Raw genomic sequence first — 22,378 nt, 5'->3', positions numbered from 1 at the left:
GCGGACGACCCTGGTGGCTCGTCCGCCGCATTTGTGACCTGGGCAGGGACGCAAATCACCCCAAATCGGGACGAACGACCTCCGCGATCGCCTGAACACCCATGTCGATCTCGTCACGCGTGATCACCAGCGGCGGCGCGACGCGCAACGTCGACGCGTGCGTCTCCTTGCACAGCACCCCGCGCGCGGCCAGCGCCTCGGAGGCCACCCGGCCGACCGGGCCACCGGGCGCGATCTCGACGCCGGCCCACAGCCCGCGCCCGCGCACCTCGGCCACCCCGGACCCGACCAGCGCGCCCAGTGACGAGTGCAGGTACGCGCCCAGCTCGCGGGAGCGCTCCTGGAACTCGCCGGTCTCGAGCAGCCGCACGACCGCGCGGCCCACGGCGCACGCGAGCGGGTTGCCGCCGAACGTCGACCCGTGCTCACCGGGCTTCAGCACGCCCAGCACCGCCCGCGAACCGACCACGGCGGACACCGGCAGGATGCCGCCGCCGAGGGCCTTGCCGAGCGTGTAGAGGTCGGCGCGCACACCCTCGTGGTCCAGTGCGAACAGCTCGCCGGTGCGGCCGAGCCCTGACTGGATCTCGTCGGCGATCATCAGCACGTTGTGCTCGTCGCACAGGCGGCGGATCCCGGCCAGGTACCCGGCGGGCGGCACGACGACGCCGGCCTCGCCCTGGATCGGCTCCAGCAGTACGGCGGCCGTGCGCGGCGAGATCGCGGACTCGATCTCGTCGAGGGCGCCGTACTTGACGACCTTGAAGCCGGGCGTGAACGGACCGAAGTCGTTGCGCGCCGTCTCGTCGGTCGAGAACGACACGATCGTCGTGGTGCGGCCGTGGAAGTTGGACCCGGCGACGATGATCTCCGCCGTGCCCTCCGGCACGCCCTTGACCTGGTACGCCCACTTGCGCGCGACCTTGATCGCGGACTCGACGGCCTCGGCGCCGGAGTTCATCGCGAGCACCATCTCGGTGCCGGTCAACGACGCCAGCTCGCGGCAGAAGAGGCCGAACTGGTCGTGGTGGAACGCGCGGCTGGTCAGCGTGACGCGGCCGAGCTGCTCGACGGCGGCGGCCACCAGGGCGGGGTGGCGGTGCCCGAAGTTCAGCGACGAGTAGCCGGACAGGAAGTCCAGGTAGCGGCGGCCTTCGACATCCGTGACCCACGCCCCCTCGCCGTGCGAGATGACCACCGGCAGCGGGTGGTAGTTGTGCGTGCTCCATTCCTCGTCGAGCCCGACGTAGTCAGCGCTGGTGGTGGTGTTGTGCTCAGCGATGGCGGTCATCCTCCAAGGCTAGGGGCCGGAACAAGCGAATTCAGCCGTGAAGCATTGCGCACGACCTCAGTTCATTGCGTAGATTCACCAATCGGTGGCGGTTTCGTGCACAGCGGGCAGACGAGGCGGTGAATCGCTACGGTCAGATGATGGCGAAGAAGTCGGTTCGTGAAGCCCTGCGCCTCGATCAGGTGGATCTCTCCACCCTCGACCCGGCAGGCCGGCCGATCGGTCCCGGGAACAAGAAGGAGGCGGCCGAGGACCTCGCCGCCACCGGGACCGAGCTGGACGCCCTGCAGGAAGCGCTCTACGCGGAGGACTCTCGCGCGGTGCTGCTCGTGCTGCAAGGCATGGACACCTCGGGCAAGGGTGGCGTGGTCAGGCACGTCGTCGGCCTGGTGAACCCGCAGGGCGTGCGCATCGCGTCGTTCAAGAAACCGACCGCCGCCGAACTGCGGCACCACTACCTCTGGCGCATCCGCAAGGTCCTGCCCGAGAAGGGCCGCATCGGCGCGTTCGACCGCTCCCACTACGAGGACGTCCTCGTGCCGAAGGTCGAACGCCTGGTCAACGCCGCCGAGCTGCGCAAGCGTTACAAGGAGATCAACGCCTTCGAACACGAGCTCGCGGACAGCGGCATCACGGTGATCAAGTGCTTCCTGCACATCTCGCCGGAGGTGCAGAAGGAACGGCTGCTCGCCCGCCTGGACGACCCGAGGAAGAACTGGAAGTACAACCCGGCCGACATCGACGTGCGCTCGAAGTGGTCCAAGTACCAGGACGCGTACACGCAGGCGCTGAAGAACTGTCAGGACACGCCCTGGTACGCGGTTCCCGCTGATCGCAAGTGGTACCGCAACTGGGCCGTGAGCCGGCTGCTGCTGGAGACCCTGCGCGAGATGGACCCGAAGTTCCCGCCGCCGGCGTTCGACCTCGAGGCCGAGAAGGCCCGGCTGATCTCGAACGACCCGTTGCGCTAGACGCAATCTTCGTTGCGCCTATTGCCCGACCGCAGTGGTCTGGGCCAGTGTGGAACGAGCCGCCGCCGAAGACTATCCGGAGGTGCGGACGTGGGTGTGGACCGGCGACGTTTTCTCGGAGCCATGGGTGTGGGAGCGGGACTGCTGATGACCGGAGGAACCGCGGAAGCGGCGGCTGCGACGCGGAGAGTCTTCTTCGGCGCCTACACGACCTGGAGCGGGGGCGCCAAGGGCATCGGCGTCGGCACCTACGACACCACGACCGGCCAGTTGACGGCGACAGGCGTGATCAGCGGTGTGGTCAACCCGTCCTTCGTGATCGAGTCATGCGACGGCAAATTCCTCTACGCGGTCAACGAGAACACCAAGGGTGAGGTCACCGCGGTCGACGCGGCGACGCTCAAGGTGGTCAACCGGCAGCCGACGGGCGGCGCCGACCCGTGCCACCTGACGCTCGACCCGTCCGGGAAGTACCTGATCACGGCCGACTACTCGTCCGGCTCGCTCAGCGTTTTCCCGGTCAACGCGGACGGCAGCCTCGGCGCGCGCACGCAGAAGGTGCAGCACAAGGGGTCGGGGCCGGACCCGGAACGCCAGAAGGGCCCGCACGCGCACCACATCGTGTTCGACCCGGCCGGTAGGTACGCGGCGGCGGTAGACCTCGGTGCGGACTCGGTGTTCGTGTACTCGTTCACCGGCGGACGGCTCAAGCTCGTCTCGACGGCGAAGCTCAAGCCGGGCGCCGGACCGCGACACATCGCGTTCCACCCGAACGGCAAGACGGCGTACGTCGCGAACGAGCTGGACTCGACGATCGTGTCCTGCGCCTACGCGGACGGGAAGCTCACGCCGGGCCAGGTGCTGCCGACCGCGCCATCCTCAGGCGTGCGGAACTATCCGGCCGAGGTGCTGGTCTCCGGTGACGGCAAGCACGTCTACCTGTCCAACCGTGGTCACGACAGCGTGGCGCACTTCGCGGTCGACGGCGCGGAGTTGTCGCTCGTCGGCACCACGCCGGTCGGGGGCAAGTACCCGCGGCACATCACGTTCGACCCGACCGGGTCGTTGTTGTTCGCCGCCAACCAGAACTCGAACCTGGTGACGTCGTTCACGGTGGACCGGGGGACCGGCAAGATCACGCCGTCCGGCACGCCGCTCCGGACCGAGATCCCGGTCTGCGTGTTGCCTGCACGACTGGGGTAACGCCCCTCCGGGCATTGACTTCGCCGGTTCGGTGAGTGCAGACTTACCGTTCGTGGAGACTTACCAAACGGCGTTCGCGGCGCTCGGAGACCCGACCCGCCGCGAGATCTTCACCCTGCTCGCCGCCGGGCCGCGAGCGGTGGGGGAGATCGCCGCCGAGCTGCCCGTGTCGCGGCCGGCCGTGTCCCAGCACCTCAAGGTGCTCAGGCAGGCACGGCTGGTCCGCGTCGAGGCTCAGGGCACGCGCCGGCGGTACTCGGTCGACCACGTCGGGGTGGCCGCGCTGCGCGACTACCTCGACGACGTGTGGGGTCAGGCTCTCGCGAACTTCGCTGCGGTGGTGGAGGAACAATGACGGAAGTCAGGCGGTCCGTGCTGGTCAACGCCGGTGCGGACCACGCGTTCAAGGTGTTCACGGAGAAGTTCGTGACGTGGTGGCCGCCCGCGAACCACATCGGCGAGGCGGACCTGGAGGACGTCGTCGTCGAACCACGCGAGGGCGGTCGCTGGTACGAGATCGGCACGGACGGCGCCGAGTGCGACTGGGGCTCGGTCACGGCGTGGGAGCCGCCCTCGCGGCTGCTGCTCGCCTGGCACCTCGACGGCGACTGGGCCTACGACCCGGACCCGGCGCGGGCGTCCGAAGTGGAGATCACCTTCACGCCGGAGGGCTCCGGCACGCGCGTCGAGCTGGTGCACCGCGGGTTCGAGCGGCACTTCACCAGGCCGGACCGGGTGCGTGACGGCGTCGGCGGTGAGGGTGGCTGGGGCGGAATTCTGCTCGGCTTCCGGCAGGCCTTCGTGTGATCATGCCCCGGTGAGTTCATTGAGGGAGGTCACGGCCACCCGGTACGTGACGCCGTTCCGCGAGGGCGGGTCGATGCCGGGGCTGGTCGAGGCCGACGACCTGGGCATGTACGTGGTGAAGTTCCGTGGCGCGGGGCAGGGCGTGAAGGTCCTGGTCGCCGAGGTCGTCGTCGGCGAGCTGGCGCGGCGGCTGGGCTTCCGGATACCGGAGATCGTCCTGGTGCACCTCGACCCCGAGCTGGCGCGCGCGGAACCCGACCAGGAGGTCCAGGAGCTGCTGCGGGCCAGCGGCGGTCTCAACCTCGGACTCGACTACCTGCCCGGCTCGTTCGACTTCAACCCGGTCGTGCGCGACCCCGGCGCCGAGCTCGCGACGAAGCTGTTGTGGTTCGATGCGCTGGTGCTCAACGTGGACCGCAGCTGGCGCAACCCGAACATGCTGCTGTGGCACCGGGAACCGTGGCTGATCGACCACGGCGCCTCGCTGTACTTCCACTACTCGTGGAGCGCGGAACGGCCCGCCACCAAGGAGTACCGCTACGACGCGTCCGACCACGCGATGCTGCCCGCCGCCGCCTCGGTGTCCGAAGTGGACGCCGAGATGGCGGCGCGGGTCACGCCGGAGCTGCTCGACGAGGTGCTCGCGCTCGTCCCCGACGAGTGGCTGGAGGGCGACCCCGCCGAACTTCGTCAGCGTTACCAGGACTTCTTCACCTACCGCCTCGCGAACCGCGGCTGGGTCGACTCGCTGGAGGCCGCGCGTGCCGCACGTGTTTGAGTACGCGCTGCTGCGGGCGGTGCCGCGGCAGGAGCGGGGCGAGTTCATGAACGTCGGCGTCATCGTCTACTGCGCGCCGCTGGACTTCCTGTGCGCGAAGACCTATGTGGACGGTGACCGGTTGCGGGCGCTGGATCCGCTGCTGGACGTGGAGGTGCTGGAGACCAGCCTCAAGCACCTCGCGAACTCGTGCGACGGCACTCCCGAGGCCGGTCCGGTGAGCACGACGACGGTGGGGCAGCGCTTCCGCTGGCTCACGGCGCCGCGCAGCACGATCGTCCAGACCTCACCGGCGCACACGGGCTTCACCGACGACCCGTCCGCCGAGGTCACCCGCCTTTTCGAGGCGCTGGTCCTGCCGCCCCGGTAGGTTTCCTCGCAACCTCGAGGGACCAACGGCGTCCCTAGGTGCAAAGCGAAACTAAAGCGATCGGGGTTGGCGACACATGAGCGCTGGGTATCACCACGGCTACCAGCAGCCGCGGCGTCCCATGCCGCCGCAGCGGCCGATGAGGAAGAAGAAGCGTCCCGGACGCGTCATCCTGGTGCTGCTGCTCGTCCTGGTTCTGGGTGCCGTCGGGTTCGGGTTTTACGTCGACTCGACGCTCACGCGGATCAACGCGCTGCCGGAGTACGAGGGCCGTCCGGCCGAGACGGCGGGCACCACGTGGCTGCTCGTCGGGTCGGACGCGCGGGAGGGCTTGACGCAGGAGCAGAAGGACGCGCTCGCCACCGGTGACGCCGCAGGCCGGCGCACGGACACCATCATGATGCTGCACCTGCCGGACAACAGCGCCGCGAAGCCGGTGTTGCTGTCGATTCCGCGTGACTCGTACGTCGCCATTCCGGGCAACGGTCGCAACAAGGTCAACGCGGCGTACGCGTTCGGCGGGCCGCAGATGCTCGTGCAGACCGTCGAGGGCGCGACCGGCGTGCGGATCGACCACTACATGGAGATCGGCTTCGGCGGGTTCTCCGACATGGTCGACGCGGTCGGCGGCGTCGACATCTGCCTCGACCAGCCGATCAAGGACCCGCTGGCCGGCATCGACCTGCCCGCGGGATGTCAGGAGCTCGACGGGCCGCAGGCGCTCGGGTTCGTGCGGACGCGTGCGTTCGCGACCGCCGACCTGCAGCGCGTGCAGAACCAGCGCCAGTTCCTGTCGGCGCTGTTCGAGAAGGTCAAGAGCCCGGCCACGCTCGCGAACCCGTTCCGCCTCGTTCCGCTGATGAACGCGGCGTCGGGTTCGGTGTCGGTCAACGAGGACGACCACGTGTGGCACCTGGCGAGCGTCGCTCTCAACATGAGCGACGCGACGAGCGGCACGGTGCCGGTCGGTTCCACGCCGACGGTGCCCGGTGCGGGCTCGGTCGTGCAGTGGAACAAGGAGAAGGCCTCGCAGCTCTTCGACCTGATCAGCAAGGACGAGCCGGTGCCCGCCGAGCTGATCGCCCCTCCGAAGTAGCCCTCCGAAGTAGCTAGGACTCGGCCGGCTCGGACGTGGGCTCCGAACTGGTGAGACCGGCCTCCTGCGCGATGCCTTCGAGCTCGCGCAGGAGGTCGTCGTAAATAGGCGTTGTGGACATGGCGTGGAGCCCCCTCTTATGGATCTTCCCCCGTTCAGGTGACGGGAGCTTACGCCTCTGTACCCGTTCTTCTCCCGCGATATGCCTCCGAGACGCTAAATGTTGGCTAAAGCCACGTTGTCACCAGGCGTTATGTGGGGCAGCCACATGTTGATCACGCCGCGTGACGCCTACCGTTTCCGGTCATGTCGAGTGTCACGGGTCACAGCGCGCTGGTCACCGGAGCCGCGAGCGGCATCGGCCTGGCCTGCGCCCGCGCACTGGCTGCCGAGGGCGCCAAGGTCCACCTGGTCGACCGCGACCCCCGCGTCCTCGCACTGGCCGAGGAACTCGGTGGCGTCGGACACGTGCTGGACCTGACCGAGCCGGTCGCCGCGCTGCCCGCCGAGGTCGACATCCTCGTCAACAACGCCGGCGTGCAGCACGTCGCGCCCATCCAGGAGTTCCCCGCCGAGCGCTTCTCGGCGATGGTCGACCTCATGCTCGGAGCGGCGTTCCGGCTCACCCGCCACGTCCTGCCGCACATGTACGCCGCCGGCTGGGGCCGGTTGGTCCACATCTCCAGCGTGCACGGGGCGCGCGCGTCCGCGTTCAAGTCCGCCTACGTCGCCGCGAAGCACGGCCTGGAGGGCTTCTCCAAGGTCGCCGCTCTCGAAGGCGCCCCGCACGGCGTGACGTCCAACTGCGTGGCGCCCGGCTACGTGCGGACTCCGTTGGTGGAGAAGCAGATCGCGGACCAGGCCCGCGTGCACGGCATCTCCGAGGCCGACGTCTCGTCGCAGATCTTCCTCCAGCGCACCGCGGTCAAACGGCTGATCGATCCTTCCGAGGTCGCCAGCGCCGTGCTGTGGTTGTGCGACAACAGTTTTGTCACAGGTACGTCGTTGGCCGTCGACGGCGGCTGGACTGCTCAATGAGGAGTTGTCGATGATCAAAAAAGTGGTAGGCGCGTCGCTCATCGGGACAACCGTCGAGTGGTACGACTTCTTCCTCTACGGCTCGGCGGCCGCCCTGGTGTTCAACAAGCTCTTCTTCCCGACGGCGGACCCGCTCACCGGCACGTTGCTCGCGTTCACCACGTACGCGATCGGCTTCCTGGCGCGTCCGTTGGGCGGCCTGGTGTTCGGCCACTACGGAGATCGCCTGGGGCGCAAGAAGTTGCTCGTGCTGTCGTTGCTGCTGATGGGTGGCGCGACGATGCTGATGGGCGTGCTGCCGACGTACGCGTCGGTGGGCGTCCTGGCGCCGTTGCTGCTGACGTTCCTGCGGCTGGTGCAGGGTTTCGCGCTCGGCGGTGAGTGGGGCGGGGCGGTGCTGATCGTCTCCGAGCACGGCGACCCGAAGCGGCGCGGCTTCTGGGCGTCGTGGCCGCAGGCCGGTGTGCCGTGCGGGAACCTGCTGGCGACCGGTGTGCTGGCGGTGCTGGCGGCCGTGCAGTCGGACGCCGACTTCCTGGCGTGGGGCTGGCGGATCCCGTTCCTGCTCTCCGGTGTGCTCGTGGTGATCGGGCTGTGGATCCGGCTCTCGGTGTCCGAGTCGCCGGTCTTCCTGGCGGCGCAGGCGAAGGCGGCGAAGGAGAAGGGTCCGGAGCCGGAGAAGGCGCCCGCTTTGCAGCTGCTGAAGCACAACTGGCGCGAGGTGCTGATCGCGATGGGCGCGCGGTTCGCCGAGAACGTGTCGTACTACGTGATCACGGCGTTCATCCTGGTGTACGTGGTGACCGGCCTCGGGCTGTCGAAGTCGGTGGGGCTCAACGCGGTGCTGATCGCGTCGGCCGTGCACCTGGTGACGATCCCGGTGTGGGGTCACCTGTCGGACGTGTTCGGGCGGCGGTCGATCTACCTCGTCGGCGCGGTCGGCATGGCCGGGTGGATCTTCGCGTTCTTCCCGCTGCTCGCCACGAAGGACCCGGTGCTGATCACGGTGGCGACGACGGTCGGTCTGGTGCTGCACGGCGCGATGTACGGGCCGCAGGCCGCGTTCTTCTCCGAGCTGTTCGGGACGCGGGTGCGCTACTCGGGCGCGTCGGTCGGCTACCAGCTCGCGTCGATCGTGGCCGGCGCGCTGGCCCCGTTGATCGCGACGGCACTGTTGCAGGCGTACAAGTCGTCGTTCCCCATCGCGATCTACGTGCTGATCACCTGTGTGATCACCGTCGTCGCGATCGCGCTGGCGCGTGAGACCCGTGGTGCGGATCTGGAGGAACGTGACAGGGTTGGCGTGTGACGCGACGGCGTGAGGCCGAACTGGCGGCGTTGTTCGAGACCGCGTCCGAGCTCGCGGGCATGCGAGACCCGGACGCGGTGCTCCGCTCGATCGTGCGCAGGGCGCGGACGCTGCTCGGCACGGACGTCTCCTACCTGTCGATGAACGACCCGGCCGGCACCTACATGCGGGTGACGGACGGGTCGTTCTCGCCGTTGTTCCAGAAGGTCCGGCTCGGACTCGGTGAGGGCCTGGGCGGGCTGGTCGCGCAGACCGCGCGGCCGTACGCGACGTCGGACTACTTCGCCGACGCCCGGTTCAACCACACCCGGCCGATCGACTCGGCGGTGCGGGACGAGGGCCTGACGGCGATCCTGGGCGTGCCGCTGAAGCTCGACTCGACCGTGATCGGCGTGCTGTACGCGGCCGACCGCAGGCCGAGGGAGTTCCCGCCGGAGCAGGTCGCGTTGCTGTCGTCGCTGGCCGACCACGCCGCCATCGCGATCGACACGGCGTCGCTGTTCGCGACGATCCAGTCGCACAACGAGGCCATGAAACGGGCGGAGGAGGCCCACGACCGGCTCACGGACCTGGTGCTGCGCGGCGGTTCCTCGGCCGACGTGGCCGCCGCGGTGGCGGAGTTGCTCGGCGGACCGGTCGAGGTGCTGGACGTCGTGCCCGCGCAGGCGGTGCGGGCCAGCGGGCGGGCCGTGCTGCTCGACGACGTGTGGGTGTGCGCCGTGCTGGCCGGATCGGAGCTGCTGGGCGGGATCGCGTTGTCCGGCCGTCCCGACCTGTCGGACGCGGACCGGCGGCTGTTCGAGCGGTCGGCGGCGGTGACGGCGTTGTTGTTGCTGTTGCGCAGGACCGTGGCGGAGGCGGAGAACAAGGTCCGCGGCGAGCTGATCACCGACATCCTGGACGGGCGGGACGCCGCCGGGCTGCTGGCGCGGGCACGGCGGGTCGGTGTCGAGCTGACCGATCCGCACGTGGTGCTGGTGGCGGACGGGAACCTCTCCGGGGCGACGCACTACGCCTCCGTCCACAGGGGACTGGCCGGGTCGCGCGGCCGGGACGTCGTGCTGGCCCTGCCGTCGGCGTCCACGGACGTCGCCAGGGACGTGGCGAAGGCGCTGGACGCGACGGTCGGCGCGTGCGGGCCGGTCGCGGGCCCGGTGGGGATCGCGGCGGCCTACGAGGAGGCGCGGCGGTGCCTGAAGGCGTTGCGGCAGCTCGGCCGGGAGAAGGACGCCGCGACGATGGCCGACCTCGGGTTCGTCGGGGTGCTGCTGGGCGACCGCGCCGACGTGTCCGGGTACGTGCGGTCGGTGCTCGGGCCGGTGCTCGACTACGACTCCGAACGCGGCACGGAACTGGTGCACACGCTGGAGGTCTACTTCCGCTGCGGCGCGAACCTCAGCCGGGCCAAGGCCGAGCTGCACCTCCACGTCAACACGGTCACGCAACGGCTCGACCGGGTGACGTCGTTGCTCGGCGAGTGGCAGTCGCCGGACCGTGTGCTGGAGGTGCAGCTCGCCCTGCGCCTACTTCGCCTGCTGGGATAGCACCGCGTCCCCGGCCGGCGCGTCGGAGTTGCCGAACGGCTTCGCGATCAGCATGTACACCAGGCCGATGCCCACCACGAGCGTGCCGCTGAGGATCACGACGTAGTTGTCGTACCAGGGCGCGTCCGGAGTGCGCGGCCACACCATGTTGACCATCGCCGCGACGCCGTACGCGAGCGCCAGGACGTTGACGACGAGGCCCCAGCGGCCGAGCGTGAACTCGCCGGACGGCGTCCAGCCCTTGAGCCTCGCCCGCAGCGCCGCGAACACCACCATCTGGAAGCCCAGGTAGATGCCGAGCGTCGCGAACGACACGATCTTGTCCAGCGCGTTCGTGGACAGCATCGACGCGAACACGATGACCACCGGGACGACACCGGCGAGCGCGAGCGCGTACGGCGGGATGTGGCGCTTCGGGTTGAACTTCGCGAGTGCCTTGTGCCCGAACAACATCCTGTCGCGGGCGTAGGAGTACGTCAGCCTGGACGCCGCCGCCTGCAGGGACATCGTGCAGGACAGGAACGAGATCAGCACGACGCCGATCACGATCTTGTAGCCGACCGGGCCGAACGCGTTCGTCAGGATGTTCGTGACCGGGTCGGCGTCCTCGCCGCTGATGACCTTGCCGAAGTCCGGCACCGCGAGCAGGAGGGACAGGCACGCGAACGTGGCCGCAGCGCCGCCGATGTAGATGGTGCGGCGCATGGCCTTCGGGATGACGCGGCCGGGGTCCTTGACCTCTTCCGCGGTGTCACCGCACGCCTCGAAGCCGTAGTACTGGTAGAGGCCGATGATGCCCGCCGCGAAGAACGCGGGCAGGTAGCTGCCGGATCCCTCCGCGCCGAAGCTGTCGAACAGCACGCCCAGGCCGTGGACCCGGTTGTCCACCAGCAACCAGATGCCGACGGCGAGCGCGCCGATGATCTCCGCGGCGAACCCGAAGATCGCGGCCCAGCTCAGCACCTTGGTGCCGGCGTAGTTGATCAGCGTGGACACCACGATGATCGCGATCGCGCACAGCACCGTGTTGCCGACGGTCGCGTTGTAGCCCAGAAGCGTTGCGAGATAAGGACCTGCGCCGTAGCTGACGGACGCGATGGTGACCAACAGGGCGATCAGGTAGACCCAGCCGGTCATCCACGCCCAGCGCTTGCCCCACAGGCGGCGTGCCCACGGGTACACGCCGCCCGCGACCGGGTACTGCGCGACGAGCTCGCCGAAGATCAGCGCGACCAGGAACTGGCCGACGCCCGCGACGACGAAGCTCCAGATCATCGGCGGGCCGCCCAGCGCGAGGGCGACGCCGAACAGCGTGTACGTGCTGACGACGGGGGAGAGGTACGTGAAACCCAGGGAGAAGTTCGCCCACGGGCTCATGTCCCGCTTGAACTCCGACGTGTACCCGAGGTCCTTCAGCCTGTCCTCGGCTGTGAGACTCATCAGGCCCCCTTGATCAGGTCGGCGGCACGTTCTCCGATCATGAGGACCGTGACCATCGGGTTCACGGTGGGCATCGTGGGGAAGACGGACGCGTCGACGACCCGGAGGCCTTCGAGCCCGATGACCTTGAGCTCACCGTCCACAACGGACCCGATCGCGCACGTGCCGGCCGGGTGGTAGACGGTGTGCGCGGCCCTGCGCCCGTACTCGGACAGTTCCTCGTCGCTCGTGACGTCCGGGCCGGGCGCGATCTCCCGCTTGAGCCACGACTTCAGCGGCTCCTGCTCGGCGATCCGGCGCGCGATCTTGAAGCCGTCGACCAGCGTCTGCTCGTCGTAGCCGTCCGGGTTGGTGAAGTACCCGAAGTCCAGAGCGGGCTTCTCCGCGGGGTCACTGGACTTCAGCCACAGCCTGCCCCTGCTGTGCGGCCGGGGGATGTTCGGCGTCATGCAGACGCCGTGCTCCACCTTCGGGTAGCCGAGGCGTTCCGTGTTGGTGGTGAACGGGATCTGGTAGAAGTGGAACATCAGGTCCGGTCGCGGATCGGACTCGTCCCGCCGGATGAACAGCCCCGCGTCGGAGTCCATCACCGAGTTCTCCGGCAGCGGTTTCGTGGTCTCCCAGACGATGACCGACTCGGGGTGGTCGAGCAGGTTCTCGCCGACGCCGGGCAGGTCGTGCTTCGGCTCGATGCCGATGCTGTTCAGGTGTTCGGCGTCGCCGACACCGGAGAGCATCATCAGCCGCGGGGTGTCGATGGCGCCCGCGCAGAGCAGCACCTCCTTGTTCGCCTCGACATAGCCCTTGTCGGTGTGCACGCCGATCGCGCGGGTGCCGTCGAGCTCGATCCGGCCGGCCCAGGTGTTGAGCAGCAGGGTCAGGTTCTTGCGGCTGTCGAGGATCTCGTGCAGGTACGCGGTCGACGCCGACGAGCGCTGGTTGTTCTTCTCCGGGTGGTAGGCGATGGAGAAGAAGCCGACGCCGTCCTCGAACGGCTTCGCGTTGAAGTTGTCGACCTCCGGCACGCCGGTGGCCTGCTGGGCCGCGGCCACGAAGTCCTTGGCGATCGGGTTCCGGTCCTTCTCGGCCACCGGGATGATGTTGAGCTGGACCTTGTCGTAGTACGGGCCGATCGCGTCCCACGTCCAGCCGTGGCCCCAGTCGTCGAAGTCCTGCGGCAGCGGGTTGAAGCAGATCAGCGTGTTGTGGCTGGAACACCCGCCGAGCACCTTGGCGCGGCTGTGCCGGATGTGCGAGTTGCCGCGCGGCTGCTCGACCGTGGGGTAGTCGTAGTCGTACTCGGTCTCGAGCAGCTTGATCCAGTTGCGCAGGTTCAGGATCTTCTCGTCACCGACGTCGGAGGGACCGCCCTCGATGACGGCGACCGTGATCGAGGGATCCTCGGTCAGCCTCGCGGCGAGGACGCAGCCCGCCGTGCCGCCGCCGACGATGACGTAGTCGTACGCGGTCACTGGGAGTCCCTTCGCGCGAACCAGTTCTGGGCTTGTGGCTTGAGGTTCTGGTACACGTGCTTGGGCTCGGTGTACTCGTGCAGGCCCGCGGTGCCGAGCTCGCGGCCCACGCCGGAGCGCTTGAAGCCGCCCCACTCGGCCTGTGGCAGGTAGGGGCCGAACTCGTTGATCCAGACCGTGCCGTGCCGGAGTTTCTTCGCGACGCGCTGCGCCTTGTCGAGGTCCTGGCTCCAGACACCGCCCGCGAGGCCGTAGTCGGTGTTGTTGCCGAGCGCGACGGCCTCGTCCTCGGTCTCGAAGCGCTCGGCGGTGATGATCGGGCCGAACGTCTCGTCCTGGACGAGCCTCATGTCCTGGTGACAGTCCGCGTAGACGGTGGGGCGGAAGAAGAAACCATTCTGCAGCTCGGGTTCCTCCGGCCGCCTGCCGCCCGCCTTGAGGGTGGCGCCCTCCTGCTTCGCGATCTCGACGTAGCTCTCGACCTTGGCGCGGTGCTCGGCGGAGACCAGCGGCCCGGACTCGGTGTCCTCGTCGAAACCGTTGCCCAGCTTGATGAGGTCGGCCCGGCGCGCGACCTCGCCGACGAAGTCGTCGTAGACGCTGCTGTGCACGATGAGCCGTGTCCCGGACGAGCACACCTGGCCGGCGTGGAAGAACGCCGCGGTGAGCGCGTAGTCGACGGCGGTGTCGATGTCGGCGTCCGCGAAGACGATGTTCGGGTTCTTGCCGCCGAGCTCGAGCGCGACCTTCTTCACCGTCTTCGCCGCCGCGGCCATGATCCGCTGGCCGGTGGCGAGGCTGCCGGTGAACGAGATCAGGTCGACGTCCGGGTGCTCGCTCAGCGGGGCGCCCACCTCGGGGCCGGTGCCGAGGACGATGTTCGCCACGCCGTCCGGCACTCCGGCCTCGTGCAGCAGCTCGAACAGCTTGATGGTGGTGAGCGGGGTGATCTCGCTCGGCTTGGCCACCAGCGTGTTGCCCGCGAGCAGGGCCGGCGCGATCTTCCAGGAGACCTGCAGCAACGGGTAGTTCCAGGGCGCGATCATGCCGCAGACACCGACGGGCTCGTAGTCGATGCGGCTGATCACGTCGTCCGGGGCACCCTGGACGATCTTCGGGTGCAGCAGCCCGGCGAGGTTGCCGTAGTAGCGGAACACGGCGACGACGTCGTCCACGTCGATGCGGCTCTCGACCAGCGTCTTGCCGGTGTCGAGCGTCTCGGTGCGGGCGATGTCCTCCTTGTCGCGCTCCAGGAGGTCCGCGACGCGGTTCAGTACCGCGGCACGGTGCTCGGGGCTGGAGTGCGGCCAGTCGCCGTGGTCGAAGGCGTTTCTCGCCCTCGCGATCGCCTGGATCGCCTGTTCGCGGGTTTGGTCCTCGACCTCGGTGAGAACACTCTGGTCGAAGGGGTTGATGATCTGCCGCACCGGCGACACGCCTCCCTGGTTCGTCTGTCCACCTAGGACATCGGGGTGTAGCCGGTCGCCGATGGCGGTAAACCGTGACGACCGTCTCAAGTGGTGTGCGTGCCGCGCTTCACGGCGCCTTTCGCCTCTCGACAGGGCGCCTCACGGCGGCGGTCCTGCCCGGTATGGGCGAGGGCCGGTCACCGTGACGCACCCGTCCGAGGCCCCTCAGTCGGGAGCCTCACGGCAAGGCCTTGCCCGCCACGGGCGAAGCCGGGCACCGTGATGCACCCGTCCGGGACTCCTCAGCCGGGAACCTCACGGCAGCGGCTCTGCCCCGATATGGGCGAGAACCGGTGACGCACCCGTCCGAGGCGTTTTTCGTCCCTCAACCGGGCGCCTCACGACAGCGGCCCCGCCCGGCACGGGCGAGAACCGGGCACCGTGACGCACCCGTTCGAGAGCTGAAGTACGCGATGAAGCTCGTACTCACACCACCTGCTTCAAATTCCTGCGCAGCCGCGTGAACAGCCGTGCGTTGCTCATCGCCATGATGCCGACGATGTCCTCCGGATTGCTGCTGTCTCGATAGGTCGCGACGAACTTCCTGTCCTCGATGGACCCATCTTCGACGCGAACGTCCTCCGTCGCTCGCCCGATGAACTGGATTCGCACGCCGTACTGATCCGACCAGACGTAACCGCCGTTGGTGTGCGTCGCGACCGTCTCGCCCGCGAGCAGGTTGCGCGTCGCGACCTGTGCCTGTTCGGTCGCCGACGTCCAGTGCTCGGCGCGGTGTCCCGCGCAGTTCGCGACGTCGCCGACGGCGACGATGTTCGGCACGTTCGTCACGCCGCCGGCGTCGCACAGCACACCATTGCCGAGATGAACCGGTCCGTCTCGCAGCCAGTCCGTCGCCGGACGCGTACCGATGCCCGCGACGACGACGTCGGCGTCGACACGGCGGCCGTCCGCGAGGTTGATTCGGCCGTCAACGTTGACGGAATCAACATTGACGGCGGTAATCAACGTTGATCCGTGGTCGCTGTGCAGATGTCCACATGCGGTGCCCATCTCGGCGCCGAGTACGCGCGTGAGCGGCGTCGGAAGCGCCTCGATCACCGTGACGTCCTTGCCGAGGGCACGCGCGCTCGACGCGATCTCGGCGCCGATGAACCCGGCGCCGATCACGCCGACGTGCTGCGCGGTGCCGAACGCCTCGCGGAGTTTGATCGCGTCGTCGAGCGTGCGCAGGACGTGCGCGTTGGCGACTGTTCGCGGCATGCCGCCCGTCGCGATGACGATGCCGTCGGCCTCGACCGTCGAGTCGTCGCTCAGCGCGATCTCCCGGGCGGAGAGCAGCCCGGTCGCCCGCACGCCCAGGCACCACTCGGCGTCGAGTGCGTCGAGGTCCTCCTGGTCCGCGAGCGGCACCGCCTCGACCTTGCCGAGGAGGAAGTCCTTCGAGAGAGGGGGCCGGTCATACGGGAGGTGGATCTCGTCGCCGATGACGACGAGCCGCCCGTCGAACCCCTGCTGGCGCAGTGCCTGCGCAGACCTCAAACCGGCGAGTGAAGCGCCGATGATCGCGATTGTCCTCACGCCACGTCCTTGTTCACTTCGACATCGACATAGACCTCTCCATCTTTCACGTAGACGGGATAGGTCCTCACAGGTCTTTTGGCGGGCAGACAAGTCGGCTCGCCAGTGCGAAGGTCGAAGCTCGCGGCGTGCAGCGGGCATTCCACGAAGCAACCCTCCAGCCATCCCTCGCTGAGGGAGGCGTCCTGGTGGGTGCAGGTGTCATCGATCGCGTACAGGACGCCGTCGGCGTTGAAGACGGCTATCGGTGCGTAAGGGCCGACGATGCGAACCGCCTCCCCTGGGGGCAGGTCCATGAGAGCGCAGGCGCGGATCATCGTCGGCCTCCGTTGCGTGACACGGCACACGTTCCGAATGACGCAACACAATGTGAGCCCCGCGCGACGCGCCGTCAAGAGTTCGAGCGGGTTGTTTTGCCTGCCGGTTACTGTTGCGCGATGAGCAACTCCGACTCGGCAGCTCAGGTGCAGTCCGTGGACAGAGCCATCAGCGTGCTCGAACTGCTCGCCCAAGGCGAGGCCGGTATCACCGAAATCGCTGGTGAGCTGGGCGTGCACAAATCCACCGTGTCCAGACTCGTCTCCGTGCTGGAGTCACGAGGTCTGGTGGAGCAGCTCGGGGAAAGAGGCAAGTACGCCATCGGGTTCGGGGTCGTCCGTCTGGCCGGTGCCGCCACCGGCCGCATGGACCTGACCAAGCTCGGTCAGCCCGTCTGCGAGACGCTGGCCGACTCCTTCGGGGAAACCGTCAACATCGCCGTGCACGACGCCGGCGTCGCCATCAACATCACCCAGGCCCGCGGCTCCGCTGCCGTCTCGGCCGTGAACTGGATCGGCCAGCGCACGCCCCTGCACGCCACCTCGTCCGGCAAGGTCCTGCTCGCGTACCTGCCGCCGGACGAGCGCAAGCGGCTGGTGTCGCTGCCGCTCGACTCCTACACCGAGAAGACGGTCGTGGACGGCGCCCGGCTGCTGGCCGAACTGGAGACGGTCGCGTCGCAGGGGTTCGCGGCGTGCTTCGAGGAGCTGGAGCTGGGTCTGCACGCGGTGGCCGTGCCGGTGCGCGGGCATCGCGGCGAGGTGGTCGCGGCGATGAGCGCTTCCGGGCCGTCGTACCGGTTGTCGCGGCGGCGGGTCGAGGAGATCGTGCCGGCGATGTCGTCGGCGGCCGCGGACCTCTCCGCGCAGCTCGGCTACTTCGCGGGCTGACCTGGCCACAGGACCCAGGAGGCGTTCGGCGAGCGTGCCGCCGAACGCCGGGTTCTGGTGGGACGCGCCAGGGTGAACCTCCCTGAATGCCCGGTTTCACGGACCGTCAAACATCGGATTCCCGAACGGCGGTATTGACAGCCGCACGCGCTGCCCGCAACTTGTTGCAAATAGCGGAACGGGTTCTGTTTCGCGCAACTGCGGCGAAGGGGTGTCCTGATGCCTGGTGCAGTGCCTCGCGTGGTGATCGTGGGGGCGGGGATCGTCGGTTGCGCGCTGGCCGACGAGCTCACCGAACGGGGCTTCACCGACGTCACCGTCCTCGACCAGGCGCGGGGAGTCGCGGCCGGCGGCTCCAGCAGCCACGCGCCGGGCCTGGTGTTCCAGACGAACTCCTGCCGCAGCATGACCCAGTTCGCCCGCTACACCGTCGGCAAGTACACCGCTCTCGGCTGCTTCGACCAGGTCGGCGGCCTGGAGATCGCCACCAGCGAGGCACGTCTCGCCGACCTGTCCCGCCGCCACGGCTGGGCCACGTCGTGGGGTGTGGCGAGCCGGCTGGTCGACGCGGACGAGGTCGCGCGGCTGCATCCGTTGCTCGACCGCGACCAGCTCCTCGGCGGGTTCCTGATCCCGGGCGACGGCCTCGCGAAACCCGTCGATGCCTCCGAGGCGCAGGCGAGGCGGGCGATCGAGCGGGGAGCGCGGTTCGAGTTCGGGCAGCGGGTCGTCGCGGTCGAGACGGCGGGGGACCGGGTCACCGGCGTACGCACCGAGACCGGCGTCTTCCCGGCCGACATCGTCGTGTCGTGCGCCGGGATGTGGGGTCCGGTGCTCGGGGAGATGGTCGGGCTGACCATCCCGCTCGTGCCGATGGCGCACCAGTACGTCTTCACCGGCGCCCTGAACGCCGACGCCAAGGCCCTGGCGCGGCAACCGATCCTGCGGCACCAGGAAGCCGACCTGTACTTCCGGGCGCACGGCCAGGCACTGGGAATCGGGGCTTACGGGCATCGGCCCATGCCCATCGCCGCCAACGACATCACCGGTTCGGAGCTGCCGTTCACCGAGGAGGACTTCGCCCCGTCGTGGGAGGCGGCCGTCGAGCTGATCCCGGCGCTGGCCGGGGCCGGGGTGGACCGCGGGTTCAACGGGCTGTTCTCCTTCACCAGCGACGGGATGCCGTTGCTGGGGCGGCATCCGCGCCTGGCCGGGTTCTGGGTCGCCGAGGCGGTGTGGATCACGCACTCCGCGGGCGTGGCGAGGTCGATGGCCGAGTGGATCGTCGACGGGCAGCCCGAGCTGGACCTGCACTCGAGCGACCTCAACCGGTTCGAGCAGGTGCAGCTGGCGCCGGACTACGTGCTGGAGCGCAGCTGCCAGAACTTCGTCGAGGTCTACGACGTGCTGCACCCGTTGCAGCCCATGGAGAGCCCGCGGCCGCTCCGGACGAGCCCGTTCCACGGCAGGCAGCAGGAGCTCGGGGCGTTCTTCCTGGAAGCGTCGGGATGGGAGCGGCCGCACTGGTACGAGGCCAACGCCGATCTGCCCGAGGTCGCCGAGGTTCCCCCGCGGGGTGAGTGGGCGAGCCGGTACTGGTCGCCCATCTGCGGGGCCGAGGCGCTGGTGACCCGCAGGCGGGTCGCGCTGTTCGACATGACACCGTTGAAACGGCTGGAGGTCAGCGGTCCCGGCGCGCTGGAGTTCCTGCAGCACATGACGACCAACAACCTCAACCGCAAGCCCGGCGCGGTCGTCTACACGCTGCTGCTGGACGAGCAGGGCGGTGTCCGCAGCGACCTCACGATCGCGCGCCTCGACGCGACCACGTTCCAGGTCGGCGCGAACGGCAACCTCGACCTCGACTGGCTCACCCGGCACGCACCGGAGAACGTCCACGTCCAGGACATCACGGCCGGCACGTGCTGCATCGGCCTGTGGGGCCCGTTGGCGCGCGACCTCCTCGACGAGGTCTCGCACACGCTGGACACGCACAAGGGCTACTTCACCGCGCAGAAGGCGTTCGTCAAGAACGTCCCGGTGACCGCGTTGCGACTGTCCTATGTGGGCGAACTCGGCTGGGAGCTCTACACCACCGCGGACCTGGGCCCGAAGCTGTGGGACACGCTGTGGGAGGCCGGGCGGCGGCACGGGGTCATCGCGGCCGGGCGCGGCGCGTTCAACAGCCTCCGGCTGGAGAAGGGCTACCGGTCGTGGGGCACGGACATGACGACCGAGCACGACCCGTTCGAGGCGGGACTCGGGTTCGCCGTCCGCATGGACAAGGAGTTCCTCGGCAAGGGATCGCTGCACAACCTGCCCTCCACCAAGAAGCTCACCTGCCTCACGATCGACGACCCGCACAGCGTCGTGATGGGCAGCGAACCGGTGTTCCACCAGGGCGAACCGGTCGGCTACGTCACGAGCGCGGCCTACGGGTACACGACCGGGCTCAACATCGCGTACGCCTGGCTGCCCAGCGAGATCGACGACGAGGTCGAGATCGAGTACTTCGGTCGCAGGCTCACGGCGCGTCCGGCGCCGGAGCCCCTGTTCGACCCCGAGATGAAGCGGCTCAGGAGCTGAAGTGACCTACGACGTCATCGTCATCGGACTCGGCGGCATGGGCAGCGCCGCCGCGTACCGGCTCGCCCAGCGCGGCAAACGCGTGCTGGGGCTGGAGAAGTTCACGCCCGCGCACACGCACGGGTCGAGCCACGGCGGGTCCCGGATCACGCGCCAGGCCTACTTCGAGGATCCCGCGTACGTGCCGTTGCTGCTCAGGGCGCATGAGATGTGGGACCAGATCGAGAGCGACAGCGGGGAACGGATCTTCCACCGCGTCGGCGGGATCATCGTCGGCGCGCCCGAGTCGCGTGCCGTCACGGGCAGCAGGGCGAGCGCCGAGCAGTGGGGGCTGAAGCACGAGGTCCTGGACGCGCGGGAGATCCGCAAACGCTTTCCCACGCTGAACCCCGCCGCGGACGAGATCGCGCTGTACGAGCCGGGCGCCGGACTCGTCGTGCCGGAGACGGCGGTGCAGGCTCATCTCGCACTCGCGCAGCGGGCCGGTGCCGACCTGCGCTTCGAGGAACCGGTGACGCACTGGGAGCCGGGCCGGGTCACCACCGCGAACGGCCGGTACGAGGCCGGGCACATCGTGGTGTGCCCCGGACCGTGGGCGCCGGAGTTGTTGCGGGACCTGCGAATCCCGTTTGAGATCGAACGCCAGGTGCAGTTCTTCTTCACCCCCGAGGAGAACTTCCGCGACCACCCGATCTACATCTGGGACCGCGCCGACGGCACGAACTTCTACGGCTTCCCGGAACGCGACGGCGCCGTGAAGGTCGCCTTCCACGTCGGCGGCCAGATCTGCACGCCCGAGACCATCGACCGCACGGTGCACGACCACGAGGTCGAGGCCATCGCGAACGCCGTCCGGTCCCCGATGCCCGGCCTCGCCGGCCGCTTCCAACGTGCCGCGACCTGCATGTACACCAACACCGCGGACAGGAACTTCGTCATCGCGCGCCATCCCGAGCACGACAACGTGACCGTGGCGTGCGGCTTCTCAGGGCACGGCTTCAAGTTCGTGCCCGTCGTCGGCGAGATCCTCGCCGACCTCACGATCGACGGGACCTCACGGCACCCGATCGCCCTTTTCGACCCTGCTCGCTTGAGAGGCGGAGCATGACCGGCAGCCTGATCTCCACCCTTGAGGGCCGCTACTACACCGATCCCGCGATCTTCGCGCGCGAACAAGCCCGCATCTTCGAGGAGATGTGGTTCTGCGCGGTCCGGTCCGGCGACCTGCCGAACCCCGGCGACTTCCGCACGGTGCAGGTCGGGCGGGAGAGCGTGCTCATCGCCCGTGACCGCACCGGGGGCCTCAACGCGTTCCTGAACGTCTGCCGGCACCGCGGCGCGCGCCTCTGCGTCGACGAGGCCGGCAGTGTCAAGCGCGCGTTCCAGTGCCCGTACCACGCGTGGACCTACGCGTTGGACGGCAAGCTGATCGCCGCACCGAACCTCACCTCGATGCCGGACGTCGACCGCGTGGAGTACGGCCTGACGAAGGTTCACCTGCGCGAGTGGCTCGGGTACGCCTGGGTGAATCTCGCCGAGGAACCGCCCGACTTCGCCGATGACGTCCTGAGCGCCGTGACCGAACGCCTCGGCACGCTGGAGGCGATCGACGGCTACGAGATCGACCGGTTGTCCGTGGGCAAACGAATCGTCTACGACGTCAGGGCCAACTGGAAGCTGATCATCGAGAACTTCATGGAGTGCTACCACTGCGCGACGATCCACCCCGAGCTCACCGAGGTGCTGCCCGAGTTCGCCGACGGCTACGCGGCCCAGTACTACGTCGGGCACGGCGCCGAGTTCGGTGACGAGATCAAGGGCTTCACCGTCGACGGCGGCGAGGGCTTCGGCAAACTCGCGTCCCTGGAAGAGGAACGCGACAGGAAGTACTACGCCATCACGATCAAGCCGCAGGTCTTCATCAACCTCGTGCCGGACCACGTGATCGTTCACCGCATGTATCCGGTGGCCGTCGATCGGACCATCGTGGAGTGCGATTGGCTCTACGCCAGGGAAGTGGTCGACACCGGCCGTGATGTCTCTCGCTCGGTCGAGTTGTTCCACCGGGTGAACGAACAGGACTTCGAAGCCTGCGAGCGATGCCAGCCGGCGATGGCCTCACGTGCCTACGCGCATGGTGGGGTGCTGGTGCCGTCGGAGCACCACATCGGGGGCTTCCACGCCTGGCTGCTTCAGAAACTCGAATCAGCCGACTAGGGGATCGACTGGTCACCCGTGCACGCCCAAGCTTGCACGG

Annotated in this window: 20 protein-coding genes; 14 read left to right on the top strand and 6 right to left on the bottom strand. The window is 68.6% G+C overall.

From position 1 onward, the window contains the following. Window positions 1-55: 55 nt before the first annotated feature. Window positions 56-1,291, bottom strand: coding sequence for an ornithine--oxo-acid transaminase (rocD, locus tag ACRSBM_RS28595; RefSeq protein WP_434447857.1), 1,236 nt, complete (start codon window positions 1,289-1,291; stop codon window positions 56-58). A gap of 140 nt (window positions 1,292-1,431) precedes the next feature. On the opposite strand from rocD, the gene ACRSBM_RS28590 reads away from it, so the two are divergent. From ACRSBM_RS28590 to ACRSBM_RS28545, 10 genes are all read left to right on the top strand, one after another. Continuing rightward, entirely contained in the window at window positions 1,432-2,262 is an 831-nt protein-coding gene (locus tag ACRSBM_RS28590) for a PPK2 family polyphosphate kinase (protein ID WP_434447854.1), read from the top strand. A gap of 123 nt (window positions 2,263-2,385) precedes the next feature. Further along, complete coding sequence (locus ACRSBM_RS28585; protein ID WP_434447851.1) at window positions 2,386-3,465, top strand: lactonase family protein; 1,080 nt, start codon at window positions 2,386-2,388, stop codon at window positions 3,463-3,465. Window positions 3,466-3,517: 52 nt separating this feature from the next. Continuing rightward, window positions 3,518-3,820 carry an ArsR/SmtB family transcription factor gene (locus ACRSBM_RS28580; protein ID WP_434447849.1) on the top strand — a complete coding sequence of 101 codons (303 nt, stop codon included), beginning with the start codon at window positions 3,518-3,520 and terminating at the stop codon, window positions 3,818-3,820. Beyond that, window positions 3,817-4,272: an SRPBCC family protein gene (locus ACRSBM_RS28575; protein WP_434447847.1), complete on the top strand. Its 456-nt coding sequence runs from the start codon at window positions 3,817-3,819 to the stop codon at window positions 4,270-4,272. Before ACRSBM_RS28580 ends, ACRSBM_RS28575 begins: the two co-directional genes overlap by 4 nt. Before the next feature lie 10 nt (window positions 4,273-4,282). Beyond that, window positions 4,283-5,050 (top strand): HipA family kinase, encoded by a 768-nt coding sequence (locus ACRSBM_RS28570; protein WP_434447845.1) that lies wholly within the window; start codon window positions 4,283-4,285, stop codon window positions 5,048-5,050. Next, on the top strand, window positions 5,034-5,420 hold the full coding sequence (locus ACRSBM_RS28565) for a DUF3037 domain-containing protein (RefSeq protein WP_434447842.1): 387 nt from the start codon (window positions 5,034-5,036) through the stop codon (window positions 5,418-5,420). Before ACRSBM_RS28570 ends, ACRSBM_RS28565 begins: the two co-directional genes overlap by 17 nt. 76 nt (window positions 5,421-5,496) lie before the next feature. Continuing rightward, complete coding sequence (locus tag ACRSBM_RS28560; RefSeq protein WP_434447839.1) at window positions 5,497-6,516, top strand: LCP family protein; 1,020 nt, start codon at window positions 5,497-5,499, stop codon at window positions 6,514-6,516. Window positions 6,517-6,822: 306 nt separating this feature from the next. Then, a complete protein-coding gene (locus tag ACRSBM_RS28555) occupies window positions 6,823-7,554 on the top strand; it encodes a 3-hydroxybutyrate dehydrogenase (RefSeq protein ID WP_434447836.1) in 732 nt (243 codons plus the stop codon). Window positions 7,555-7,564: 10 nt separating this feature from the next. Continuing rightward, a complete protein-coding gene (locus ACRSBM_RS28550) occupies window positions 7,565-8,863 on the top strand; it encodes an MFS transporter (RefSeq protein ID WP_434447833.1) in 1,299 nt (432 codons plus the stop codon). Then, window positions 8,860-10,407 carry a helix-turn-helix domain-containing protein gene (locus ACRSBM_RS28545; protein WP_434447831.1) on the top strand — a complete coding sequence of 516 codons (1,548 nt, stop codon included), beginning with the start codon at window positions 8,860-8,862 and terminating at the stop codon, window positions 10,405-10,407. Before ACRSBM_RS28550 ends, ACRSBM_RS28545 begins: the two co-directional genes overlap by 4 nt. Here ACRSBM_RS28545 and ACRSBM_RS28540 read toward each other — a convergent pair. From ACRSBM_RS28540 to ACRSBM_RS28520, 5 genes are all read right to left on the bottom strand, one after another. Next, a complete protein-coding gene (locus ACRSBM_RS28540; protein WP_434447828.1) occupies window positions 10,387-11,847 on the bottom strand; it encodes an APC family permease in 1,461 nt (486 codons plus the stop codon). The genes ACRSBM_RS28545 and ACRSBM_RS28540 overlap by 21 nt on opposite strands. Beyond that, window positions 11,847-13,319 (bottom strand): GMC family oxidoreductase, encoded by a 1,473-nt coding sequence (locus ACRSBM_RS28535; protein WP_434447826.1) that lies wholly within the window; start codon window positions 13,317-13,319, stop codon window positions 11,847-11,849. Before ACRSBM_RS28535 ends, ACRSBM_RS28540 begins: the two co-directional genes overlap by 1 nt. Further along, window positions 13,316-14,746 carry an aldehyde dehydrogenase family protein gene (locus ACRSBM_RS28530; RefSeq protein WP_434447824.1) on the bottom strand — a complete coding sequence of 477 codons (1,431 nt, stop codon included), beginning with the start codon at window positions 14,744-14,746 and terminating at the stop codon, window positions 13,316-13,318. The genes ACRSBM_RS28535 and ACRSBM_RS28530 overlap by 4 nt, the downstream gene beginning before the upstream one ends. Window positions 14,747-15,214: 468 nt before the next feature. After that, window positions 15,215-16,327: an NAD(P)/FAD-dependent oxidoreductase gene (locus ACRSBM_RS28525; protein ID WP_434447823.1), complete on the bottom strand. Its 1,113-nt coding sequence runs from the start codon at window positions 16,325-16,327 to the stop codon at window positions 15,215-15,217. Next, complete coding sequence (locus tag ACRSBM_RS28520) at window positions 16,324-16,644, bottom strand: bifunctional 3-phenylpropionate/cinnamic acid dioxygenase ferredoxin subunit (RefSeq protein WP_434447821.1); 321 nt, start codon at window positions 16,642-16,644, stop codon at window positions 16,324-16,326. The genes ACRSBM_RS28525 and ACRSBM_RS28520 overlap by 4 nt, the downstream gene beginning before the upstream one ends. Window positions 16,645-16,764: 120 nt before the next feature. On the opposite strand from ACRSBM_RS28520, the gene ACRSBM_RS28515 reads away from it, so the two are divergent. The 4 genes from ACRSBM_RS28515 (at window position 16,765) to ACRSBM_RS28500 (ending at window position 22,338) form a co-directional block, all read left to right on the top strand. Further along, on the top strand, window positions 16,765-17,535 hold the full coding sequence (locus tag ACRSBM_RS28515) for an IclR family transcriptional regulator (protein ID WP_434447819.1): 771 nt from the start codon (window positions 16,765-16,767) through the stop codon (window positions 17,533-17,535). A 219-nt stretch (window positions 17,536-17,754) separates the two neighbouring features. Beyond that, window positions 17,755-20,121, top strand: coding sequence for a GcvT family protein (locus tag ACRSBM_RS28510; RefSeq protein ID WP_434447817.1), 2,367 nt, complete (start codon window positions 17,755-17,757; stop codon window positions 20,119-20,121). Window position 20,122: 1 nt separating this feature from the next. Further along, a complete protein-coding gene (solA, locus tag ACRSBM_RS28505; RefSeq protein WP_434447815.1) occupies window positions 20,123-21,229 on the top strand; it encodes an N-methyl-L-tryptophan oxidase in 1,107 nt (368 codons plus the stop codon). Further along, a complete protein-coding gene (locus tag ACRSBM_RS28500; RefSeq protein ID WP_434447813.1) occupies window positions 21,226-22,338 on the top strand; it encodes an aromatic ring-hydroxylating oxygenase subunit alpha in 1,113 nt (370 codons plus the stop codon). The genes solA and ACRSBM_RS28500 overlap by 4 nt, the downstream gene beginning before the upstream one ends. The last annotated feature ends 40 nt before the right edge of the window (window positions 22,339-22,378 follow it).

This window comes from Lentzea xerophila (genome assembly GCF_051094245.1).
In the GTDB taxonomy this organism is placed as follows: Bacteria; Actinomycetota; Actinomycetes; order Mycobacteriales; family Pseudonocardiaceae; genus Lentzea; species Lentzea xerophila.
Note: the sequence above shows the minus strand (reverse complement) of the source record. Positions and strands in the feature narration are given on the sequence as shown.

Coding starts and splice junctions, on each gene's coding strand:
- rocD (WP_434447857.1), bottom strand. CDS start 1,291: ATGACCGCCATCGCTGAGCACAACACCACCACCAGCGCTGACTACGTC.
- ACRSBM_RS28590 (WP_434447854.1), top strand. CDS start 1,432: ATGGCGAAGAAGTCGGTTCGTGAAGCCCTGCGCCTCGATCAGGTGGAT.
- ACRSBM_RS28585 (WP_434447851.1), top strand. CDS start 2,386: ATGGGTGTGGGAGCGGGACTGCTGATGACCGGAGGAACCGCGGAAGCG.
- ACRSBM_RS28575 (WP_434447847.1), top strand. CDS start 3,817: ATGACGGAAGTCAGGCGGTCCGTGCTGGTCAACGCCGGTGCGGACCAC.
- ACRSBM_RS28560 (WP_434447839.1), top strand. CDS start 5,497: ATGAGCGCTGGGTATCACCACGGCTACCAGCAGCCGCGGCGTCCCATG.
- ACRSBM_RS28555 (WP_434447836.1), top strand. CDS start 6,823: ATGTCGAGTGTCACGGGTCACAGCGCGCTGGTCACCGGAGCCGCGAGC.
- ACRSBM_RS28550 (WP_434447833.1), top strand. CDS start 7,565: ATGATCAAAAAAGTGGTAGGCGCGTCGCTCATCGGGACAACCGTCGAG.
- ACRSBM_RS28540 (WP_434447828.1), bottom strand. CDS start 11,847: ATGAGTCTCACAGCCGAGGACAGGCTGAAGGACCTCGGGTACACGTCG.
- ACRSBM_RS28520 (WP_434447821.1), bottom strand. CDS start 16,644: ATGATCCGCGCCTGCGCTCTCATGGACCTGCCCCCAGGGGAGGCGGTT.
- ACRSBM_RS28515 (WP_434447819.1), top strand. CDS start 16,765: ATGAGCAACTCCGACTCGGCAGCTCAGGTGCAGTCCGTGGACAGAGCC.
- ACRSBM_RS28510 (WP_434447817.1), top strand. CDS start 17,755: ATGCCTGGTGCAGTGCCTCGCGTGGTGATCGTGGGGGCGGGGATCGTC.
- ACRSBM_RS28500 (WP_434447813.1), top strand. CDS start 21,226: ATGACCGGCAGCCTGATCTCCACCCTTGAGGGCCGCTACTACACCGAT.